At 39.0% G+C, this 20,500-nt stretch carries 16 protein-coding genes and 3 pseudogenes; 16 read left to right on the top strand and 3 right to left on the bottom strand.

Translation table 11 applies throughout. From position 1 onward, the window contains the following. Nucleotides 1–36: 36 nt before the first annotated feature. The 8 genes and pseudogenes from DYD17_RS11400 to DYD17_RS07185 all read left to right on the top strand — a co-directional run. Nucleotides 37–1,281 (top strand): annotated as a pseudogene (locus tag DYD17_RS11400) (YSIRK-type signal peptide-containing protein); the annotation flags it as partial. Nucleotides 1,282–1,323: 42 nt separating this feature from the next. Beyond that, nucleotides 1,324–2,046: pseudogene (locus DYD17_RS11395) on the top strand (LPXTG cell wall anchor domain-containing protein); the annotation flags it as partial. A gap of 245 nt (nt 2,047–2,291) precedes the next feature. Beyond that, nucleotides 2,292–2,846 (top strand): GNAT family N-acetyltransferase, encoded by a 555-nt coding sequence (locus tag DYD17_RS07210; RefSeq protein WP_003051426.1) that lies wholly within the window; start codon nt 2,292–2,294, stop codon nt 2,844–2,846. Further along, complete coding sequence (gene spxR / locus DYD17_RS07205) at nt 2,839–4,122, top strand: CBS-HotDog domain-containing transcription factor SpxR (protein WP_003051424.1); 1,284 nt, start codon at nt 2,839–2,841, stop codon at nt 4,120–4,122. Before DYD17_RS07210 ends, spxR begins: the two co-directional genes overlap by 8 nt. Before the next feature lie 16 nt (nt 4,123–4,138). After that, complete coding sequence (locus DYD17_RS07200) at nt 4,139–4,999, top strand: methionyl aminopeptidase (protein ID WP_003051421.1); 861 nt, start codon at nt 4,139–4,141, stop codon at nt 4,997–4,999. Between the two features lies 1 nt (nt 5,000). After that, nucleotides 5,001–5,957, top strand: coding sequence for a YihY/virulence factor BrkB family protein (locus DYD17_RS07195; protein ID WP_003051418.1), 957 nt, complete (start codon nt 5,001–5,003; stop codon nt 5,955–5,957). Nucleotides 5,958–6,064: 107 nt separating this feature from the next. After that, a complete protein-coding gene (gene aroA, locus DYD17_RS07190; RefSeq protein ID WP_164549249.1) occupies nt 6,065–7,348 on the top strand; it encodes a 3-phosphoshikimate 1-carboxyvinyltransferase in 1,284 nt (427 codons plus the stop codon). Then, nucleotides 7,341–7,832 (top strand): shikimate kinase, encoded by a 492-nt coding sequence (locus tag DYD17_RS07185; RefSeq protein WP_003051415.1) that lies wholly within the window; start codon nt 7,341–7,343, stop codon nt 7,830–7,832. The genes aroA and DYD17_RS07185 overlap by 8 nt, the downstream gene beginning before the upstream one ends. Nucleotides 7,833–7,933: 101 nt before the next feature. On the opposite strand, the gene DYD17_RS07180 is transcribed toward DYD17_RS07185, so the two are convergent. After that, a protein-coding gene (locus tag DYD17_RS07180; protein ID WP_115252561.1) for an IS3 family transposase occupies nt 7,934–9,282 on the bottom strand; the annotation gives its coding sequence in 2 pieces (ribosomal slippage) (nt 7,934–8,841 and nt 8,841–9,282; 1,350 coding nt in all). Nucleotides 9,283–9,498: 216 nt separating this feature from the next. Here DYD17_RS07180 and DYD17_RS07175 point away from each other — a divergent pair. From DYD17_RS07175 to DYD17_RS07165, 3 genes are all read left to right on the top strand, one after another. Next, nucleotides 9,499–10,983, top strand: coding sequence for an LCP family protein (locus tag DYD17_RS07175; protein WP_115252958.1), 1,485 nt, complete (start codon nt 9,499–9,501; stop codon nt 10,981–10,983). Between the two features lie 84 nt (nt 10,984–11,067). Continuing rightward, nucleotides 11,068–12,426 carry a 23S rRNA (uracil(1939)-C(5))-methyltransferase RlmD gene (gene rlmD / locus DYD17_RS07170; RefSeq protein WP_115252957.1) on the top strand — a complete coding sequence of 453 codons (1,359 nt, stop codon included), beginning with the start codon at nt 11,068–11,070 and terminating at the stop codon, nt 12,424–12,426. Between the two features lie 410 nt (nt 12,427–12,836). After that, a complete protein-coding gene (locus tag DYD17_RS07165) occupies nt 12,837–13,685 on the top strand; it encodes a MerR family transcriptional regulator (protein WP_115252956.1) in 849 nt (282 codons plus the stop codon). Nucleotides 13,686–13,991: 306 nt separating this feature from the next. On the opposite strand, the gene DYD17_RS07160 is transcribed toward DYD17_RS07165, so the two are convergent. Continuing rightward, nucleotides 13,992–14,651: a CPBP family intramembrane glutamic endopeptidase gene (locus tag DYD17_RS07160; protein WP_003051405.1), complete on the bottom strand. Its 660-nt coding sequence runs from the start codon at nt 14,649–14,651 to the stop codon at nt 13,992–13,994. Nucleotides 14,652–14,920: 269 nt separating this feature from the next. Here DYD17_RS07160 and DYD17_RS10980 point away from each other — a divergent pair. The 5 genes and pseudogenes from DYD17_RS10980 to DYD17_RS07135 form a co-directional block, all read left to right on the top strand. After that, nucleotides 14,921–15,520, top strand: a pseudogene (locus DYD17_RS10980) (MetQ/NlpA family ABC transporter substrate-binding protein); the annotation flags it as partial. 262 nt (nt 15,521–15,782) lie between these two features. Further along, nucleotides 15,783–16,577, top strand: coding sequence for a nucleoside phosphorylase (locus DYD17_RS07150; RefSeq protein ID WP_115252955.1), 795 nt, complete (start codon nt 15,783–15,785; stop codon nt 16,575–16,577). Nucleotides 16,578–16,658: 81 nt separating this feature from the next. Next, nucleotides 16,659–17,051 carry a PaaI family thioesterase gene (locus tag DYD17_RS07145; RefSeq protein ID WP_003051396.1) on the top strand — a complete coding sequence of 131 codons (393 nt, stop codon included), beginning with the start codon at nt 16,659–16,661 and terminating at the stop codon, nt 17,049–17,051. Nucleotides 17,052–17,254: 203 nt separating this feature from the next. Next, on the top strand, nt 17,255–17,911 hold the full coding sequence (locus tag DYD17_RS07140) for an ABC transporter ATP-binding protein (RefSeq protein WP_003051393.1): 657 nt from the start codon (nt 17,255–17,257) through the stop codon (nt 17,909–17,911). Beyond that, nucleotides 17,908–18,678, top strand: coding sequence for an ABC transporter permease (locus DYD17_RS07135; protein WP_003051391.1), 771 nt, complete (start codon nt 17,908–17,910; stop codon nt 18,676–18,678). The genes DYD17_RS07140 and DYD17_RS07135 overlap by 4 nt, the downstream gene beginning before the upstream one ends. Nucleotides 18,679–18,754: 76 nt before the next feature. On the opposite strand, the gene DYD17_RS07130 is transcribed toward DYD17_RS07135, so the two are convergent. After that, complete coding sequence (locus tag DYD17_RS07130; protein WP_003051388.1) at nt 18,755–20,239, bottom strand: DUF1846 domain-containing protein; 1,485 nt, start codon at nt 20,237–20,239, stop codon at nt 18,755–18,757. Nucleotides 20,240–20,500 lie beyond the last annotated feature (261 nt).

Raw genomic sequence — 20,500 nt, 5'->3', positions numbered from 1 at the left:
TATGTGCTGGCGTATTAAATAAAAAAGGAGAAAGTAATGGAAAAAGAAAAAAAAGTAAAATACTTTTTACGTAAATCAGCTTTTGGATTAGCGTCTGTATCAGCTGCGTTTTTAGTTTCGGGAGCACTAGAAAATACTATAACTGTTTCTGCAGAAACTATACCTGCAGCGGTCATTGTACCTGTTGGCCTAGATACTACAGAATTACAAAAATGGTATGACATTGCAAATGATTTAGTTGCGACTGACAATGCTACTCCGGGAGGCGTATTTACAGCAGACTCAATGAAGGCATTATATCGTTTACTAAATGATGCATACGATGTGTTGGAATCAAAAGACTATAGAAAATATGATTCTCAAGATAGGATTGTTGAATTGGTAAACAATTTAAAGAATACTACGCAGTCTCTTTTACCAATTGGAGTAGAACCAGTAGTATTTGATACTACTCGCTTGAATACCTGGTATGATGCTGCTAATGAAATTGTTAATAATTCAGATGCTTATACAGCAGAATCAATTCAGCCGTTGTATAAGTTAATTAATGATGCATACGATGTGTTAGAATCAAAAGATTACAGTAAGTATGATTCTCAAGATAAAGTCAACAATCTTGCAGATCAGTTGAGAGATGCAGTTCAGGCAGTTCAACTAGAAGCACCTACAGTGATTGACGCACCTGAACTAACTCCAGCTTTGACTACTTACAAACTTGTTGTTAAAGGTAACACTTTCTCAGGAGAAACAACTACTAAAGCCATCGATACTGCAACTGCGGAAAAAGAATTCAAACAATACGCAACAGCTAACAATGTTGACGGTGAGTGGTCTTATGACGATGCAACTAAAACCTTTACAGTTACTGAAAAACCAGCAGTGATTGACGCACTTGAACTAACTCCAGCCTTGACTACTTACAAACTTATTGTTAAAGGTAACACTTTCTCAGGCGAAACAACTACTAAAGCTATCGATGCTGCAACTGCAGAAAAAGAATTCAAACAATACGCAACAGCTAACAATGTTGACGGTGAGTGGTCTTATGACTATGCAACTAAAACCTTTACAGTTACTGAAAAACCAGCAGTGATTGACGCACCTGAACTAACTCCAGCCTTGACTACTTACAAACTTATTGTTAAAGGTAACACTTTCTCAGGCGAAACAACTACTAAAGCTATCGATGCTGCAACTGCAGAAAAAGAATTCAAACAATACGCAACAGCTAACAATGTTGACGGTGAATGGTCTTATGACGATGCAACTAAAACCTTTACAGTTACTGAAAAACCAGCAGTGATTGACGCACCTGAACTAACTCCAGCCTTGACTACTTACAAACTTATTGTTAAAGGTAACACTTTCTCAGGCGAAACAACTACTAAAGCAGTAGACGCAGAAACTGCAGAAAAAGCCTTCAAACAATACGCAACAGCTAACAATGTTGACGGTGAATGGTCTTATGACGATGCAACTAAAACCTTTACAGTTACTGAAAAACCAGCAGTGATTGACGCACCTGAATTAACACCAGCATTGACAACCTACAAACTTGTTATCAATGGTAAAACATTGAAAGGCGAAACAACTACTAAAGCAGTAGACGTAGAAACTGCAGAAAAAGCCTTCAAACAATACGCTAACGAAAACGGTGTTGATGGTGTTTGGACTTACGATGATGCGACTAAGACCTTTACGGTAACTGAAATGGTTACTGAAATTCCTGGTGATGCACCAACTGAACCAGAAAAGCCAGAAGCAAGTATCCCTCTTGTTCCGTTAACTCCTGCAACTCCAATTGCTAAAGATGACGCTAAGAAAGACGATACTAAGAAAGTCGATACTAAGAAAGAAGACGCTAAAAAACCAGAAGCTAAAAAACCAGAAGCTAAGAAAGAAGAAGCTAAGAAAGAAGAAGCTAAGAAAGCTGCAACTCTTCCTACAACTGGTGAAGGAAGCAACCCATTTTTCACAGCTGCTGCGCTTGCAGTAATGGCTGGTGCGGGTGCTTTGGCAGTCGCTTCAAAACGTAAAGAAGACTAATTGACATTGCTTTTGACAAAAAGCTTTTTAAGAGGAACTCTAGGTTTCCTCTTTTTTGTGTTTTTAAAACACAAGTAATACAGTTGACAGCTGTTTCTCTAAGGATGTGGACAGGATAGGACATCTAAGTTCTGAAAACAGTAGTTTTTGCTAAAAAAGCTCACAGAAAGCTAAAAACTGTTATAGAATATTTCTACGATATTTGTTATAATAAAACTAATACAGGGAAAGTGGAAAGGGCATCAATGGATATTTGGACACAGTTGGCAGCATTTGCCTTTTGGGATACTCCAAAGGTTACACTGAGGCCTTTTCAATATGCCGATCATGCGGCTTTTTACGCCATGGTTAATGATACTGAGTACTTATCTTATGTCTTTCCAGAAAAAAGGACTAAAGAGGAAAGCGACTACCTCTTAGTTCATGAGTTTATGGCATCTCCTTTAGGGATTTGGGCCATTGAGGACAAGCTGACACACCAACTGATAGGCTGTATCCGACTGGAACATTATAACGCTAAAGTATCCAGTTCTGAAGTTGGTTATTTTTTACATCATGCTTACTGGGGGCAAGGTATCATGACAGAAGTTCTTAAGACGCTGAGTTTTTTAGCCTTTCAAACTTTTGGACTTAGAACATTGGAGTTACTCATCCATCTGGAAAATGTAGCCAGTCAACGTGTGGCTGAAAAAGCAGGATTTCGCTGTTACAAACGATTTAGAGGCAGTGATCGCTATACCCACAAGATTCGCGATTATAAAGCGTACCAATTAAGAATAGGTGATGATCATCATGAGTAAACATCAAGATATTTTGGATTATCTGGAAAAGCTCGCTATCGGGAAACGGGTGAGTGTCAGAAGTATTTCTAACCATTTAAAGGTTAGTGATGGCACGGCTTACCGCGCTATCAAAGAAGCTGAAAATCGAGGCATTGTCGAAACCAAACCAAGAAGTGGCACGGTTCGCATTGAGAAAAAAAGACGGGTTCGCATTGATCGTCTGACCTATGCCGAAATTGCTCGTATTAGTGATTCAGAAGTGCTAGCGGGACATGCTGGTCTGGGGCATGAATTTAGTAAGTTTTCAATCGGAGCTATGACTCAGCAAAATATCCGCCGCTACCTCGTTAAAGGAGGGCTTTTAATTGTCGGTGACCGCGAAAATATCCAATTGCTGGCTTTGGAAAATCATAATGCCATCTTGGTAACTGGTGGTTTCCCAGTTTCTAAACGGGTTATTGAAACAGCAGATAGCCAAGGTATTCCTGTCATGGTAACCAATTATGACACCTTTACGGTCGCGACCATGATTAATCATGCCTTGTCTAACATTCGCATCAAAACAGACCTCAAAACCGTCGAGCAGGTCTTGATTCCTGTTGAGCAGTATGGCTGTCTTTATGAGGACAATACGATTGAAGAATTTAATGCCCTCATTAAGAAGACACGAGAGGTAAGATTTCCTGTTCTGGATCACAAATCCAAAGTAATCGGGGTGGTCAGTATGCGAGATGTGGTGGATCAATTACCGACCACTAAAGTGACTAAAATCATGTCTCGAAACCCCATCACCGCGAAACCCAATACCAGCCTTGCGAACATCAGTCAAAAAATGATTTTTGAAGATTTGAACATGCTTCCTGTTGTTGATGAAGACCATGTCTTACTAGGGATGATTACCCGTAGACAAGCAATGGAGAATCTTCCGACTAACCAGCCAAGTAACCTCTACACCTACAGTGAACAGATGCTTTCCAGCCTTGAAGAGACTCTTGATTATTATCAGGTTTTGGTTGAACCCACCATGATTGATAGTGCTGGTAACATGTCGAATGGGGTCATTTCAGAATTTCTCAAGGAAATCAGTATTCGTGTCCTAACGAAAAAGCATCAAAAAAATATCATTATTGAACAAATGATGATATACTTTTTACATGCTGTTCAAATTGATGATCAATTGAAACTATACCCTAAAATCATTACTGAAAATAGACGAAGCAGCACCATTGATATCGAAGTTTTTGTCGATGATCAAGTGATTGCTAAAGCAATAATAACAACCAAGATTAATTAGAGGAGAAAGATAAAACATGATAACATTAAAATCTGCACGCGAAATAGAAGCTATGGATAGAGCTGGAGACTTCCTAGCTGATATCCATATTGGGCTAAGAGATATTATCAAGCCTGGTGCGGACATGTGGGAAGTTGAAGCCTACGTTCGTCGTCGTTGTAAAGAAGACAATGTGCTTCCCTTGCAAATTGGAGTGGATGGTCATGTCATGGATTACCCGTATGCTACCTGCTGCGGGTTGAATGACGAAGTGGCTCACGCCTTTCCACGCCACTACATCCTTAAAGAAGGGGATTTGCTTAAGGTTGACATGGTTTTAAGCGAGCCTTTGGACAAATCAGTTGTGGATGTCTCAGCCCTAGATTTTGATAATGTTTCTGAGATGAAAAAATGGACAGAGTCTTATTCTGGTGGCTTGGCAGATTCGTGTTGGGCTTATGCTGTAGGAACGCCATCTGACGAAGTGAAACAATTAATGGATGTCACTAAAGAAGCAATGTACCGCGGGATTGAGAAAGCTGTGATTGGTAACCGTATCGGTGATATCGGAGCAGCTGTCCAAGAGTACGCTGAAAGCTTTGGCTATGGTGTGGTACGTGACCTTGTTGGTCATGGTGTCGGACCTACCATGCATGAAGAACCAATGGTACCAAACTACGGAACAGCTGGTCGAGGCCTTCGTCTGAAAGAAGGAATGGTCTTGACAGTGGAGCCAATGATCAACACAGGAACTTGGGAAATTGACACGGATATGAAAACAGGTTGGGCGCATAAGACTTTGGATGGTGGCCTGTCTTGTCAATATGAACATCAATTTGTCATTACCAAAGACGGCCCTGTTATTTTAACGAGCCAAGGAGAAGAAAGAACTTACTAAAATGGCAGAAAAAAAATTCTTTGATAGAGTCATGTCAAAGTGGCAGTATGAACCCATTCAAGCTTTTATGCGACATTTTCAAAGTTCTGAAATGGATTTGTCTTCAATTGCTGTGGCTTACTATCTTATTTTGACAGCTTTTCCATTGATTATTATTGCAGCCAATATTTTTCCTTACCTTAATATTGACATTGCTGATTTGCTACGGTTAATGAAGCAAAACCTGCCTAAGGATATTTTCAAACCAGCCTCTTCGATTGTGGTTAATATTTTTTCAAAACCTTCAGGAAGTGTGCTTGGGGTTGCGACCTTAACTGGTTTTTGGACCATGTCTCGAAGCTTAACGTCCTTGCAAAAAGCCATCAATAAAGCTTATGGAGCCTCACAACATCGTGATTTCTTTATCGGTCACTTGGTTGGACTTTTGACCAGTCTCATTATTTTATTTCTTTTGACCTTTGCCTTGATCTTTTCGACCTTTTCAAAGGCAGCTATCCAGGTGTTAGATAACCACTATAACCTAAGTGACAATATCACGACGGCATTCTTGCTCTTAATCCAGCCTATTACGGTCTTGATTATATTTGTCGGCCTGATGTTATTGTATTTCCTCTTGCCAAATGTCAAGATTAAAAAGATTCGCTATATTTTGCCAGGTACGATTTTCACGTCATTTGTCATGACTTTTTTGAGTAACTTGGTTGGTAATTATGTGGTACATAATGTTGAGAAAATGGTAGATATCAAAACCTTCGGGTCCGTGATGATTTTCATTATCATGTTATGGTTTATTTTCTTGGCTAGAATTTTGATCTTAGGAGCCATTTTTAATGCCACTTATCAAGAAATATCTGTAGGAAAACTAGAAAGCCGCAGTGGAGATGTGGTATCCATTTTCAAAAAAACCTTAGGGAATGATACGGATCAATCGCCATCTTCCTCTGTTGATGGAGAGTAAAAAAACTGACAAACGAGATGAAGTAGGAAGGGTCTTTCTTGCTTCATTTTTTATGAGGATGAAAAGAAAATTATTGATCTTAGCAAATAGAAAGGCAGATGAAACGGATGAAATTGCGAACAAATGTGGGGTGGTTACAGGGAACTATTTGCGTTCCAGGAGACAAGTCAATTAGTCACCGAGCAGTCATATTAGGAGCTATTGCTAAAGGGGAAACACGCGTAAAAGGACTTTTAAAAGGGGAAGATGTGCTTTCCACGATTCAAGCCTTTAGGAATTTAGGCGTCCGTATCGAAGAAAAGGATGATCAGCTTGTGATAGAGGGGCAAGGCTTTGAAGGATTGACTGCTCCTCATCAGATACTTGATATGGGAAATTCTGGAACTTCTATGCGTCTCATTGCTGGCCTCTTAGCAGGACAATCATTTGAGGTTACCATGTCAGGAGATGATAGTTTGTCTAAGCGCCCTATGGATCGTATTGTCCTGCCTTTACGCCAAATGGGAGTTGACATCACAGGAGAAAGTTCTAGACATCTCTCCCCTCTCAAACTCAAGGGAAGTCGAGGGTTAAATCCAATAACCTATGCGCTTCCAGTCGCTTCTGCCCAAGTCAAGTCAGCGATTTTGTTAGCTGCCTTACAGGCAAATGGCACGACAGAGCTCATTGAAAAGGAAATAACCCGTAATCATACGGAAGACATGATTCAACAATTTGGAGGGCGGCTACGTGTTGATGGTAAAAAGATTTGGTTAACAGGCCCTCAGACACTCATCGGTCAAGAAGTCACTGTTCCAGGAGATATTTCAAGTGCAGCATTTTGGTTGGTGGCAGGCCTCATTGTTCCTGGCTCGGCTATTCTTTTAGAAAATGTCGGTATCAATCCGACAAGAACAGGTATTTTAGAAGTGATTGAACAAATGGGTGGGCAGGTCACTTATGAGGCTGTTAATTCTCAGACACAATCAGCCAATCTTGGAGTCGCTTATTCTCAACTCAAAGGAACAACGATTTCTGGTCAATTGATTCCACGCTTAATTGATGAGTTGCCTATTATTGCTTTACTAGCAACCCAAGCACAAGGGGTCACCTACATTAAAGATGCTCAGGAACTACGGGTCAAAGAGACGGACCGTATTCAGGTGGTTACTGATATTTTAAAAAGCATGGGGGCTACTATTAAAGCGACAGCAGATGGGATGATTATTGAAGGGCCGACAGCCCTCCACGCGGCCAAAACCAGTACGTTTGGTGATCATAGAATTGGTATGATGACAGCTATTGCAGCCTTACTTGTGAAACAAGGGCAGGTCCATCTGGATAGAGAAGAAGCTATCATGACGTCTTACCCGACGTTTTTCAATGATTTAGAGAGGCTGTGTCATGACTAAAGTTTTATTGGGATTTATGGGAGTGGGCAAAAGCACTGTCTCAAAGGAGTTAGATCAGAATTATAGAGACATGGATGCTATTATTGAGGAGCGCGTAGGCATGCCTATTGCTAGCTTTTTTGATCAATATGGTGAAACAGCTTTTCGAAGCATTGAGAGTCAGGTCTTGGCAGACTTGCTATCTGAACCAGATAATCTTGTGATTGCTACGGGCGGTGGTGTGGTGCTTTCAAAAGAAAATCGTCGATTATTGGCAGCGAATCGACACCAGAATATTTTGTTAGTCGCCTCTTTTGAAGTCCTATACCAACGGTTACAAGAGGATACAGAAACTCAAAGACCGCTTTTTAGCAAGCATTCCAAAGAAGCTTTTTATCACCTTTATCAAAAGCGTATGGTTCTCTATGAAGGTTTAGCAGACTTGGTGATTACCGTTGATCATCGCACACCAGCAGAAATAGCAGGGATAATCAAAGCTTATTAATCGTCACACAAAAATTAAACAACTGATTCCTACTTGTCAGTTGTCTTTGATTTAAAAAGGTATTGGAATTGAAGTGACCCCCAAAAGTTGGACATTATATTTTAAGTTAAGGATTGAGTTCTGTATTGCACAGGACTTAGTCCTTTTAATGTAAGTTTGATTCGTTTAGTGTTGTAGTAGTTGATATATTCTGAAATAGCTGTTTTTAATGTTTCGAGGGAAGTAAATTCCTTCTCAAACCCATAAAACATTTCTGTCTTCAATGTTCCAAAAAAAGATTCCATCATGCCGTTATCTAAGCTATTTCCTTTACGCGACATGGACGGTCTCATTCCATGCACCTCAAGAAAATGATGGTAGTAAGTGTGTTGATATTGCCATCCTTGGTCACTATGTAAAATAGTGCCCTGGTAAGTTTGTTCAGGAAAAGCCTCGGAAAGCATCGTTTTAAGTTGTTGTAAGTTTGGCGAGGTAGATAAATGATATGCAATAATCTCACTGTTAAAGCCATCAAGAACTGGTGATAGATACAATTTTTGATCACTAGCAGGAATTGAAAACTCTGTGACATCGGTATAACACTTCTTAAGTGGTTGGGTAGCTTTAAATTGACGCTTAATGAGATTATCAGCTTTCTTGCCAACCTCACCTTTATAAGAGTTATAGCGACGTTTCGCACGGATTCTAGCTTTCAAACCAAGTTCTGTCATCAAACGTTGAACTTTCTTATGATTAACTTTATAGCCTCGATTTTTAAGTTCGAGGTGAATTCTACGGTAACCATATCTCCCTTTGTTCTCAGAATAAATATCTTGAATAGCTTCTTTTAATTCTTTGTTGTTATCTCCCTGAGTTAGACGTTTAACCTGATAATAGTAGGTTGATCGAGACAGCTTCAAAATATTAAGTAGGATTCTTAAATCAAATACATTGATTAGTCCTTGAATGATTTCTGTTGCTCTTTGAGCCTTGCTTCGACCCTCAATCGGAGTTCTCTCAACTTTTTTAGTACGGCATTCTCCGCTCTAAGGTACTCATTATCATATTGAAGACGCTCTAATTCAGTCATTTCTTCAAGTTTTCTCTTTGGTTTGCGTCCCATCTTTACAGGTCTCCCTCTTGATTTCTCAAGAATAGTATACCCGTTTTTCTTGTATTGCGCTATCCAATTAGGAAGCATTCCCTTGTTTGGTAATCCATAATCTAGAGAAACCTCTAGCTGAGACCTACCTTTCATCAGAACTTCGTTTATGATTTCCTGCTTTAGTTCAGGAGAATAATACCTATTTTTCCTTTTACAAACACTTTCCAATCCGTGTATATCAATAAGGCGGACCATGTATTGAAGGTTATACTTACTCATATTAAATGTTTGACTGATTTTAGGCCATGTCCAACCAGATTGTCGTAAGCGATAGATTTCAATTTTATCTTCATAACTTAATTTCATAGAAAAACACCCCAAAAGTTAGATTTGTTGTCTAACTTTTGGGGTGCAGTTCAAATACCAAAAGTCCCTTCTTCTTTTTATTAAAGGATCAGCAAATATCTCTTCTAAGCCTGCTTGTATTAAAATTGGGGGAGGACAATATAACCATTATAGGTTATAATAGAAGTGTTAGTTAAAAAGAATAGATTGTATTGTAATACTAAGAGATGACTTGATATGACAAAATACCAAAACGGTGGCCTTAGTCACCACGAAGAATTACGTTATTTTTATCTCCTAAGGAACCTTAGTTACCTTAGCGAGAATGAAAAAAGAGAATTCGCATTTTTAAAATCGAAAATGGAAGCTGGGCGTGCTTACGCGACACCGTCAGCGACGCGCCCTGTCAGACAGCCCGAGCCCTACCTTCCCCCAAAAAACTACTATGAGGAAGATTCTTACGCCACTTACTCAGAAGAGGAGCCTTTTCAAGATCCTTCCTTAACGCCAAATGGTCTCCCTCTTTACCCAAAAGAGGAAAAGAAACGGTCTAAACGGCAGGCCAGAGCCGCAGCTCGTAAGGCCTTGGTTCCCCCGCAGCCAGTTTATGGACAAGCCTACGAAGAAGACCCTGCATATGGTGACTACGGTTATATAGAAGAATACCCTGTGGCGCAACCTCTTCCTAAAGCTAAAAAGCGACGTCGCCATAAAAAAGGTCGCATTAAGCGTTTCTTTAAACTGCTCAGTTTCTTACTGCTATTGATGATTTTGGCAGTTGGTTTCATGTTTCTCAAAGGAATCGTTGATGTTTCGAGCAATAAGGCAACTTATAAGCCAGCAGTCTCGCAGGCCTTTAATGGCAAAGATACAAAGGATGGCACCAATATTCTCGTCTTGGGGTCGGATCAAAGGGTCACACAAGGCTCTACCGAAGCACGGACAGACACCATTATGGTGGTGAATGTTGGTAATAAAGATAAGAAAATCAAAATGGTTTCCTTTATGCGAGATACCTTGGTTAATATCCCAGGTTATAGCTATAATGATAGTGATTCCTATGATCTCAAACTCAATGCTTCCTTTAACCTAGGAGAACAAGAGGATCATCACGGAGCAGAATTTGTTCGTCAGACGCTTAAACACAATTTTGATATCGATATTAAATATTACGTCATGGTGGACTTTGAAACTTTTGCGGAAGCCATTGATACTCTGTTCCCAAATGGGGTTAAGATTGATGCCAAATTTGCTACGGTAGACGGTGTTGCCGTTGACTCTGTGGAAGTTCCAGATGATTTACGAATGAAAGATGGTGTGGTCCCTAATCAGACCATTGAAGTCGGAGAACAACGCATGAATGGCAGAACCTTGCTCAACTATGCTCGTTTCCGTAAAGATGATGAGGGGGATTTTGGTAGGACTGTGAGACAGCAGCAAGTCATGTCCGAAGTCATGTCTCAAATCAAAGACCCAACCAAACTCTTCACTGGCTCTGCAGCCATTGGTAAAATTTATGCCCTTACCTCCACAAACGTATCCTTCCCCTTTGTTCTCAAAAATGGGGTATCGGCTCTAGGAAGTGGTAAAAATGGCATTGAACACGTGACTATCCCAGAAAATGGAGATTGGGTGGATGAATATGACATGTATGGTGGGCAAGCCCTTTACATTGATTTTGACAAATATCAGAAAACATTATCTCAATTGGGATTGCGTTAAAATGTGTTATAATGGAGAGTAACTAAAGTTGCTCTTCTTTTTTGAGCAAGCAGCATTCCCTAGAAAAGGAAAAAATAAAACACAATGTTAAAAAAAAACGATGTCATTACAGTTGCCATTTCTGACTTAAGCCATGAGGGAGCAGGTGTCGCTAAACACGACGGTTTTGTTTTCTTTGTGGATAATGCCCTACCTGGAGAAATCATAGACATGCGTGTCTTGAAGGTGAATAAAAACAGTGGCTTTGGTAAGGTGGAAGCCTATCAGAAACTATCACCTGCGAGAAACCAAGCTATCGACGTCACTTACTTACGGACAGGTATTGCAGATTTTGGTCATCTAGCTTATGAAGACCAATTGAGATTCAAACAAAAGCAAGTGCAAGATAACCTGTATAAAATTGCTGGTATCAATGATGTAACGGTAAACCAAACCATTGGTATGGATAATCCTCTGGCTTATCGAAATAAAGCCCAAGTTCCGGTTAGACGTGTTAATGGCCAGCTTGAAACTGGCTTCTTCCGAAAACATTCTCATGACTTAGTTCCTATTTCAGATTATTATATTCAGGATAAAGAGATTGATCGTCTCATTAATTTTACCCGTGAGTTATTACATCGCTTTGATGTCAAACCGTATGACGAAAAAGAACAAACAGGTCTTATTCGCCATATCGTTGTGCGCCGTGGTCATTATTCTGGGGAAATGATGCTGGTTTTAGTGACTACCAGACCAAAAGTTTTCCGTGTAGATCAAGTTATTTCAAAAATTGTTGAAACCTTCCCAGAAGTAGTGTCCATTATTCAAAATATTAACGATAAAAATACCAATGCAATCTTTGGTAAAGACTTCAAAAGGCTTTACGGCAAGGATACCATTACTGACAGTATACTTGGAAATGACTATGCCATTTCTGCCCAGTCTTTCTATCAAGTGAATACAGTTATGGCAGAAAAACTTTACCAAACGGCGATAGCCTTTTCAGACCTTTCTGACGATGATATTGTCATTGACGCTTACTCAGGTATTGGAACCATTGGTCTGTCATTTGCTAAAACAGTTAAAGCTGTTTATGGTGTTGAAGTGATTGAAACAGCTGTCAAAGATGCTCAACAGAATGCTGCTCGTAATGGCATCACCAATGTCCACTTTGTCGCAGATACAGCAGAAAATGCCATGGCAACATGGGCTAAAGAAGGCATCAAACCAAGTGTTATTCTGGTAGACCCACCACGAAAAGGCTTAACAGAAAGTTTTATCCAGGCCAGCGTGGCAATGGGACCACAAAAAATCACCTACGTGTCTTGTAACCCAGCCACCATGGCGCGTGATATCAAACGCTACCAAGACTTGGGCTACAAATTAACCAAAGTGCAGCCAGTGGATTTGTTTCCACAGACGCATCACGTGGAGTGTGTAAGTTTACTTGAGAAACGTAGTTAAAGAGTCCGTCTCACTCTATTATTTCAAGATGAGACGCTCAAAAGGTCCACTGGACCTTTTGACTCCCACAGACGCATCACGTGGAGTGTGTTAGTATTGATGTCAAGTGTTACACCCACTAAGTAAATAAAGCGTTGAAAACAAAGGCTTATTCTAAGGCTATGGTTAAAAGGTATCGGTAGCTTGGAGCAAGCTTTATTTTTTAGGAGAAAATCAGGCTTAATGGAAACGTATCCATAGATAAGAGTTGACACTAGGGAATGGATAACAAGAAAAATGCACCCACCTAAAATATGTGATTTGATGTAGACGGAAAGATACTATACCTTATGGAGGAGAAAAATATTAATATAAGCCTTGACCTGTCCGTTAGGGACTGGAGTATCCTTTAATCAAGGAGGTGTTAGACCATGCTTAGAAATGAAATTCAAGAAATAACAGGTTTGACTAGAAAAGCAATTGAGTATTATGAAGAAAGAGGTTTGATTAAGCCTTTAAAATTAGAAAATGGTTATCGAGATTATAGTGATAACGATTTAGAAATCCTAAATAAAATATCTTTGTTTAGGAAAATTGGTCTAAGTATATCTGAGATTGAGGAATGCTTATCATCAAATGGTAGTTCGCTATCTTCTATTCTTAGAAGAAAAGAGCATCAACTAGAAATTGAACAAAAAAGAAAAGAAGTTATTGAACTGCTAGTTAAGAAAGAAAATCAGAATATAATTGAGAGTAAAATAGCTTTGATAGAAACAGAAGAAAGCATTTACGAAAAACTAGAAAATGCCTTTCCTGGATATTTTGGACAGCTAATATTTTCTGCTTATCAACCATTTTTAAATGAAGCACTTGATAAAGACGGGCAGGATGCATATAAGGAGTTTGTAGCCTATTTAGATAGTCTACCTTCATTTGAATTGAGTAAAGAAGAGCAAGGGTATATTGAAGAAGTTAGCTCTACTTATGACATGAGAATTTTAAAAGAAGTGAATGCATCAAAAATTGAAGCCATAGAGAATTCTGAACAGTGGCTAGAAGAAAATAAGGACATCATATCTCAGTATCAAAATTATAAAAATAGTGATGAGTATAAAAATAGCCCGATGAAAATCACTCAAAATAAGTTGAACAAATATATACTAGATAATAAATACTGTGAAACAGCTATTCCACTTATCAGAAAGTTTAGCAAGAGTTATGATGAGTATTATAAAAAACTGCTTGTGGCAAATGATAAGTATTTAGAACTTAATAAATAAGCCAAAAGGCACCGTTCAGGTGTCTTTTTCCATACCCAAAAGCTATATTTTAATAATATAGCTTTTGGGCTTATTTTACTTTTGCAAATACCTTATATGGAGGTAGTTGGTTTTTAATGATAATTTAAAAAGACTGGGCTGAGAAGAAAAGTGATTTGGAATGAAAAGAATATATTATGGTTGCATTATTGAAACAACATTATAATGGAATTTTCACAATAGGTCATAAAAAAACAAACAGACGATTTTTTTAAATGGTCTGTTTGTTTTTAATTGAAGAAGTAAGGGTTGAGTTGGCGGTAGGATTTAGAGATAAATTGTTATAATAGTAGTTACATTATTAATAAAATGTAGAGCAATAGGATAAGCTAAATTATCTGTTTTTAGATAGAGATAGCCCATCAAAAAACCTGGGCCAGTATACATCAACCAGCTTGGTAGATTTGCTGGTCCATGAAGAGCTGCAAAAATCAAACTAGAGACTACGAGTCCAATCCATTTGAGGCGTCCAAAACCAAATATTTTTTTCATGAGGATACCTCGAGAAATGAGTTCCTCGAACATAGATGGTAAAACAGCCATGGATAAAAAGTTAAAGATGAGTGGCATTCTTTTCAAAGTCTCCATCATTTCCTGATTCTTCGAAGAAGCTGAAGAACCCAATGCATCTAACCAAGCAGTACCTATTTGATTGATCAGGGTAGCTATAGCATAAGCAATTCCTAGCAGAATAAGGGTTTTCCAATTAAAAAAACGACGATTAAACTGAATCAGATTCCAATAATTGGCGAGACGATATGCAAGATAAACAATTAGTATAACCAAACTACAACCTAGCATTGTTTGATATAAGGGATATGTGTGCTGATTTGCCCATGGTTTAGACATAACTATGTCAGGTAAAATAAAGAGAGCAAATAATGGGAGACAGGCAGCCAGATAAGTCATTTTTTTGATAATTGTCATAGATATGGCATTCCTTTCATATACTGTATTGTATTATTGTATCTCTAATATAACACAATTGTTATTTATGTCAAGGCAGTAGAGAAAGGAAAGTGACAGAGATATAAGAAAATGTATGCTGTAGGAAGTAGAGGACAAAGTATCGAGATAGTTATATTACAATGTTAAGTATAGTGAAATAATGAGAATTATCTTTTGACCGAAAGAAATGTGCTTAGGAGAGCTAAAAAGTAAAAAATATTTCAGGCATTATGGCTTAGTTATTATGCAAGATAATTGACTTTCGTGATTCAAAGAGTATGTCAGTAAACGTTGAAGACATTACGGAAAATTCAAAATATCTCGTCTTTTCACCAGTGTCATTACTTAATCTCAATGAAGCATATAATGAAAAAGACATGATTTTCAACTACCTAACTTACATTGCCAAACTCAATTTAACACCGAAAAAAGATGGTGTATTAGTTGAAGAAAGTAAGGACCATTTCTCTGCTGTTTCACTTGTTGGGGGTGAAGACAACAAAAGTAGCAAAGCTGTTAAAGTCATTCAGAGTATCCCTTACGCTCTGACCAAAGTCAAGATCTTCCATGCTGATTGTGGCAAGGAGTTTGATAATCAGCTAATTGATGACATGCTGGAGGCCTTCGGAATCACCTGTTCGCTAAGTCAAGCAGGATGTCCTTATGATAATGCGGTAGCTGAGAGCACCTACCGTTCCTTCAAACTGGAGTTTATTCGTCAAGAAACCTTTCAGTCGCTAGAAGAATTAGCCCTTAAAACAAAAGATTACGTCCACTGGTGGAAGTACCGTCGCATTCATGGCGGTCTCAACTACCAGACACCCCTGACCAAAAGATTAACGGTCTAATAAAAACACTTTATAAATGTTGTATAGAAAACTGTGGCCTTTTCACCTCACTTTGAACATAACAAAAGAGAAGATGAGTCTCGTCTTCTCACGTGTTTAGCTATAAGTCACCCGCTACAGTTGACAAAGAGCCACAAAAACTCTTCTAGCCATGTGTTAGAAGAGTTTTTGTGATAGATAGTCCTTGCTTTTTGAAGGTAAGCTGTTACAATAAAAAGAACTAGCCGTATGCCTAGAACATGATAATAGTAAGGAGAGATGTATGCCTATTACTAAACACGAGATTCCTCTTTTAGAATTTGATAGTGATCCATCAGCCGTCATTATGCCTACCCATGAAGGACTGGATATTCAGCTGCCAGCTAAGTGTGTCTATGCTTTCTTGGAAGACGAGATTGAAGTCTTTGCGTTAGAGCAACAAGGTAAAAAAATCGCAGAATTCGTTTCAGCTACAAAGGTTTACCCTGTTTATCTGTTAACTTATAAAGGACAAGATATCTGTTTAGCTCAGGCTCCTGTTGGATCGGCTCCTGCCGCGCAATTCATGGACTGGCTGATTGGTTATGGGGTCAAAGAAATCATGAGTACAGGAACTTGTGGTGTTTTGGTGCCTATCGAGGAAAATCGTTTTTTGGTACCAACTAAGGCTTTACGAGATGAAGGAACAAGTTATCATTATGTGGCACCATCGCGCTATATAGCCATCAGTCCTATTATGCTCCGTCTGATTGAGCAAACTCTTTTAGCAAATGGACTAGCCTACCAAGAGGTCATCACCTGGTCAACGGACGGTTTTTACCGGGAGACAAAAGAGAAAGTGGCTTATCGCCGGGAAGAAGGTTGTTCGGTTGTTGAGATGGAATGTTCTGCCCTAGCAGCAGTAGCTCAGCTCAGGAAGGTTCTTTGGGGACAACTCTTATTTACAGCAGATACACTAGCAGATGTCGAAGCATACGATCAACGCAACTGGGGATCAGATTCCTTTACCTTTGCCCTCAATTTATGTTTAGAGGTGCTTCATACACTAGACAAGGTCGAACAACCTACTGATTTTTAAACAGGAGCTCTGCCTTCTTTTCACATTTGTAGTATAATGAAACTTGTATTGATTTTAGACTAAGAGGAAAAGAGATAGGAAATGCCTAAATTACCAAAAGAGATTGACTTACAGGTCATTAGTATTTTTGAAAACTACAGTGTTGAGCATTTTGAAAATGGTCATGTGATTTTAAAAACAGAAGTGACAGATTCTGCTCTTAACTACTATGGGAATGCCCATGGCGGCTATTTGTTTACCCTTTGTGATCAAGTTGGTGGGTTAGTTGCCAGATCAACTGGTCAAGATGCGGTTACCCTCCAAGCTAACGCTAATTATTTAAAAGCAGGTCATAAAGGAGATATTCTAACAATTGAAGGGAAGCTGGTTCATGGTGGTCGTTCGACACAATTAATCGAAGTAGTGGTTTACAATCAAAAAGAACAAGTGCTTACCAAAGTTGGCCTCACTATGTTTGTGGTGAAAAAATCCTAATACAACTAACAGCTGTATCAGCGTCTATCTGAGAATCATTAAAGCAAAACCTTTAGCGTTTTTGATAGCTAGAGGTTTTGTTTATTTTTTTCGGTTAAAAAGACAGATTTTTAAAGTAAAACGTGGTAAACTAAAGCTAGATTTTTTAATTAGAATTATTCTTAAAAAGAAGTATCCAAAAAGGCTTAGGAGGGGGAAGACTGATGGCTATTTTAGCATTTGATCAGGTCACTTTTACAGACAAGGACCATACGATTTTAAAAGAGATTAGTTTTAGCATTGACCAAGGGGATTTTGTAACGATTGTAGGTCCTTCAGGCGGAGGAAAATCGACCTTGTTAAAATTAGCGAGTTATCTCATTAGCCCAAGTTCGGGAACGATTCATTTTCACGGAAAATCACTAGATACGTTTAACCCAATCACGTTGCGGCAAGAGATTTCCTACTGTTTTCAAACGCCTTATCTTTTTGGAAAAACGGTTGAGGACAATCTGCTCTTCCCTTTTTCATTGCGAAAGAAAGCCCTCGATAAGTCTTTGGTAGAACAGTGGTTAGAGCGTTTTCAGATGGATGCATCGTATGTCAATAAGGACATCACCAAGCTCTCAGGTGGAGAGAAGCAGCGTTTAGCGCTTATTCGGCAACTGCTATTTGAACCTAAGGTGCTGTTGCTAGATGAGGTTACATCAGCTCTTGATGCCCAAAATGCCGCGTTAGTTGAAGAGGTCATTCGCTCTTTAAATCAAGAGGGCTTGACTATCCTTTGGGTGACTCATAATGAGGAGCAAAGTAAGCGTGATGCCACTGAGAGATTAACGATTGTGGAAGGGCAACTCAAATCTTTGGAGGTGTTAAAATGAATACTGTTAACGATATCAGTGTCGTCTCTTTATTAGCGGCGTCATCATTGGTTGTCTTGACTCTCTTTTTTTCCTATTGGCAAAAACTTGGTTTAGGGAAAGAGATTATTGTAGGTGCAGTACGTGCGGTTATCCAGCTTCTCATTGTGGGATTTGTCTTAGATTATATTTTTGGCTATCAAAGTGCCCTCTTCACAGCTGGACTCCTCCTGTTTATGATGTTGAATGCCTCTTATAATGCTGCCAAACGAGGAAAAGGAATTAAACATAGTGCAGTGATTTCATTTGTCGCCATCTTATCTGGGACCTTAATCACTTTGGCAGTCTTGTTGTTATCTGGGATTCTTAGATTTGTTCCCAACCAAATCATTCCAGTGGGAGGGATGATTATTAGCAATTCCATGGTCGCTATTGGTCTGTGTTACAAACAACTCAATGCAGATTTTTCAACCAAACAAGCAGAAGTGGAAACCAAGTTGGCTCTCGGTGCAGATGTATTACCGGCTTCCATTGATATTATCCGAGAAGTGATCAAAACAGGTATGGTACCGACCATTGATTCTGCCAAGACTTTGGGGATTGTGACCTTACCTGGTATGATGACAGGATTGATTTTAGCTGGCACCCCGCCTATTCAGGCTGTTAAGTACCAGATGATGGTGACGTTTATGTTGCTATCGACAACCTCTATTGCTTCTTTTATAGCAACTTATTTAGCTTATAGGAGTTTCTTTAACAATAAGAAACAATTAGTATTGCCATCCTAAACAAATAGCCTACGACCATGGTTCGTAGGCTATTTTTGAAAATGATAGGGAATACCGAAAATATTCTAGACTCTCCTTATTTTCGGTAGAGTTTATGATTTTGATAAATAGGGTCAAATGTAATGTTAACCCCAAGCTTTCTGAGAACATTTTTATCTTCGTCAGTTAGGATTACGGTAGAATGGGCTTCGCTGCCTTTCAAGTTACCAAGTTCTTTCATGGCAAGGTTAGCCTCGTCATTAGTCATAGCAGTGATGGCTAGCGCAATGAGGATTTCATTGGAATGTAGGCGTGGGTTTTGACTACCTAAATGGTTTACCTTGAGGCCTTGGATAGGTTTCACATACTCTGGTTCAATCAAATGAGTGCCTTTGTCAATTTTCGCCAATGTTTTAATGGCATTGATGATCACAGCAGCAGTTGGTCCGAAAAGTTCAGATGTTTTTCCGGTGACAATCTGTCCATTTGGTAATTGCAGAGCAAGGGCAGGCTGTCCTGTTTGCTCAGCTTTTTGGCGAGCAGCCACAGTAACTTGACGGTCTTCAGGTGTGACACCAATATCATTCATCAAGAGTTCAATCTTTTTAACAGCAGCCTCTGAAACACGCTCTGCCTTAAAATCGACGAGGGTTTGGTAATAACGGCGAATGATTTCCTGTTTGGATGCTTCAATAGCAGCTTCTTCATTGACAATGGAGAAGCCAACCATATTAACCCCCATATCTGTTGGCGATGCGTAGGGTGATTTGCTCAAAATACGTTCAAATGTACGATTTAGCACTGGAAAGACTTCGATGTCACGATTATAATTGACAGCTGTTTTACCGTAAGTTTCTAGATGGAAAGGATCAATCATGTTGACATCATCTAAATCTGCAGTAGCAGCTTCATAAGCTAAATTAACAGGATGATGAAGAGGAAGATTCCAGACAGGGAAGGTTTCAAATTTGGCATAGCCCGACTTAATACCATTGATTTGATCATGATACATTTGGGACATGCAAGTGGCTAGTTTTCCTGAACCAGGCCCTGGCGCTGTCACAACAATAAGGTTACGGCTGGTTTTGATGTAATCATTTTTCCCCATCCCCTCAGGTGAGATAATGTGGTTGATGTCGGTTGGATAGCCCTTGATAGGGTAGTGTAGGTAAGAAGCGATGCCATTTTTTTCGAGTTGTTTACGAAAGGCATCTGCAGCTGGTTGATTGTTATATTGAGTAATCACGACTGAACCGACATAAATGTCTAATGTGTTAAACTTGTCGATGAGACGGAAAACTTCTTGGTCATAGGAAATGCCTAGATCGCCACGCGCCTTTGAGTGCTCAATATTATTAGCATTAATGGCAATCACAATTTCGACTTGCTCTTTGAGTTCTTTGAGCAATTTAATCTTATTGTCAGGTTCATAACCTGGAAGTACACGGGCAGCATGGTAGTCTTCTAACATTTTCCCACCAAATTCCATGTAAAGTTTACCATCAAACTGGCTAATACGTTCTAAAATATGATCCCTTTGTAAGTTTAAATACTTATTAGAATCAAAAGCAATAGTCTTCATTTTTTTCACCTCTGTAAAGCATTATAACAAAGAAACAAAGAGAAGCAAAAGATTTTTTGTGGGGATAGCAGAATTTATCACTATTAGAATTAGATTTGGTGAGCGTATTACAGCAGAAAGGTAAAAGGTTCTGTAGGAATCACTTGACAAGTATAAGAGGCTTTATTATACTATTAACAATTAAATACCGCTTTAAACATGTTCCGTGAAGCATGAAAGCATTAAGATCAAAGAGAGTTTAGACTAATCTTTTGTTTTTTG

The sequence above is a fragment of the Streptococcus dysgalactiae subsp. dysgalactiae genome, assembly GCF_900459225.1.
Lineage (GTDB): Bacteria > Bacillota > Bacilli > Lactobacillales > Streptococcaceae > Streptococcus > Streptococcus dysgalactiae.
This window is presented reverse-complemented; position numbering and strand designations above follow the sequence as displayed.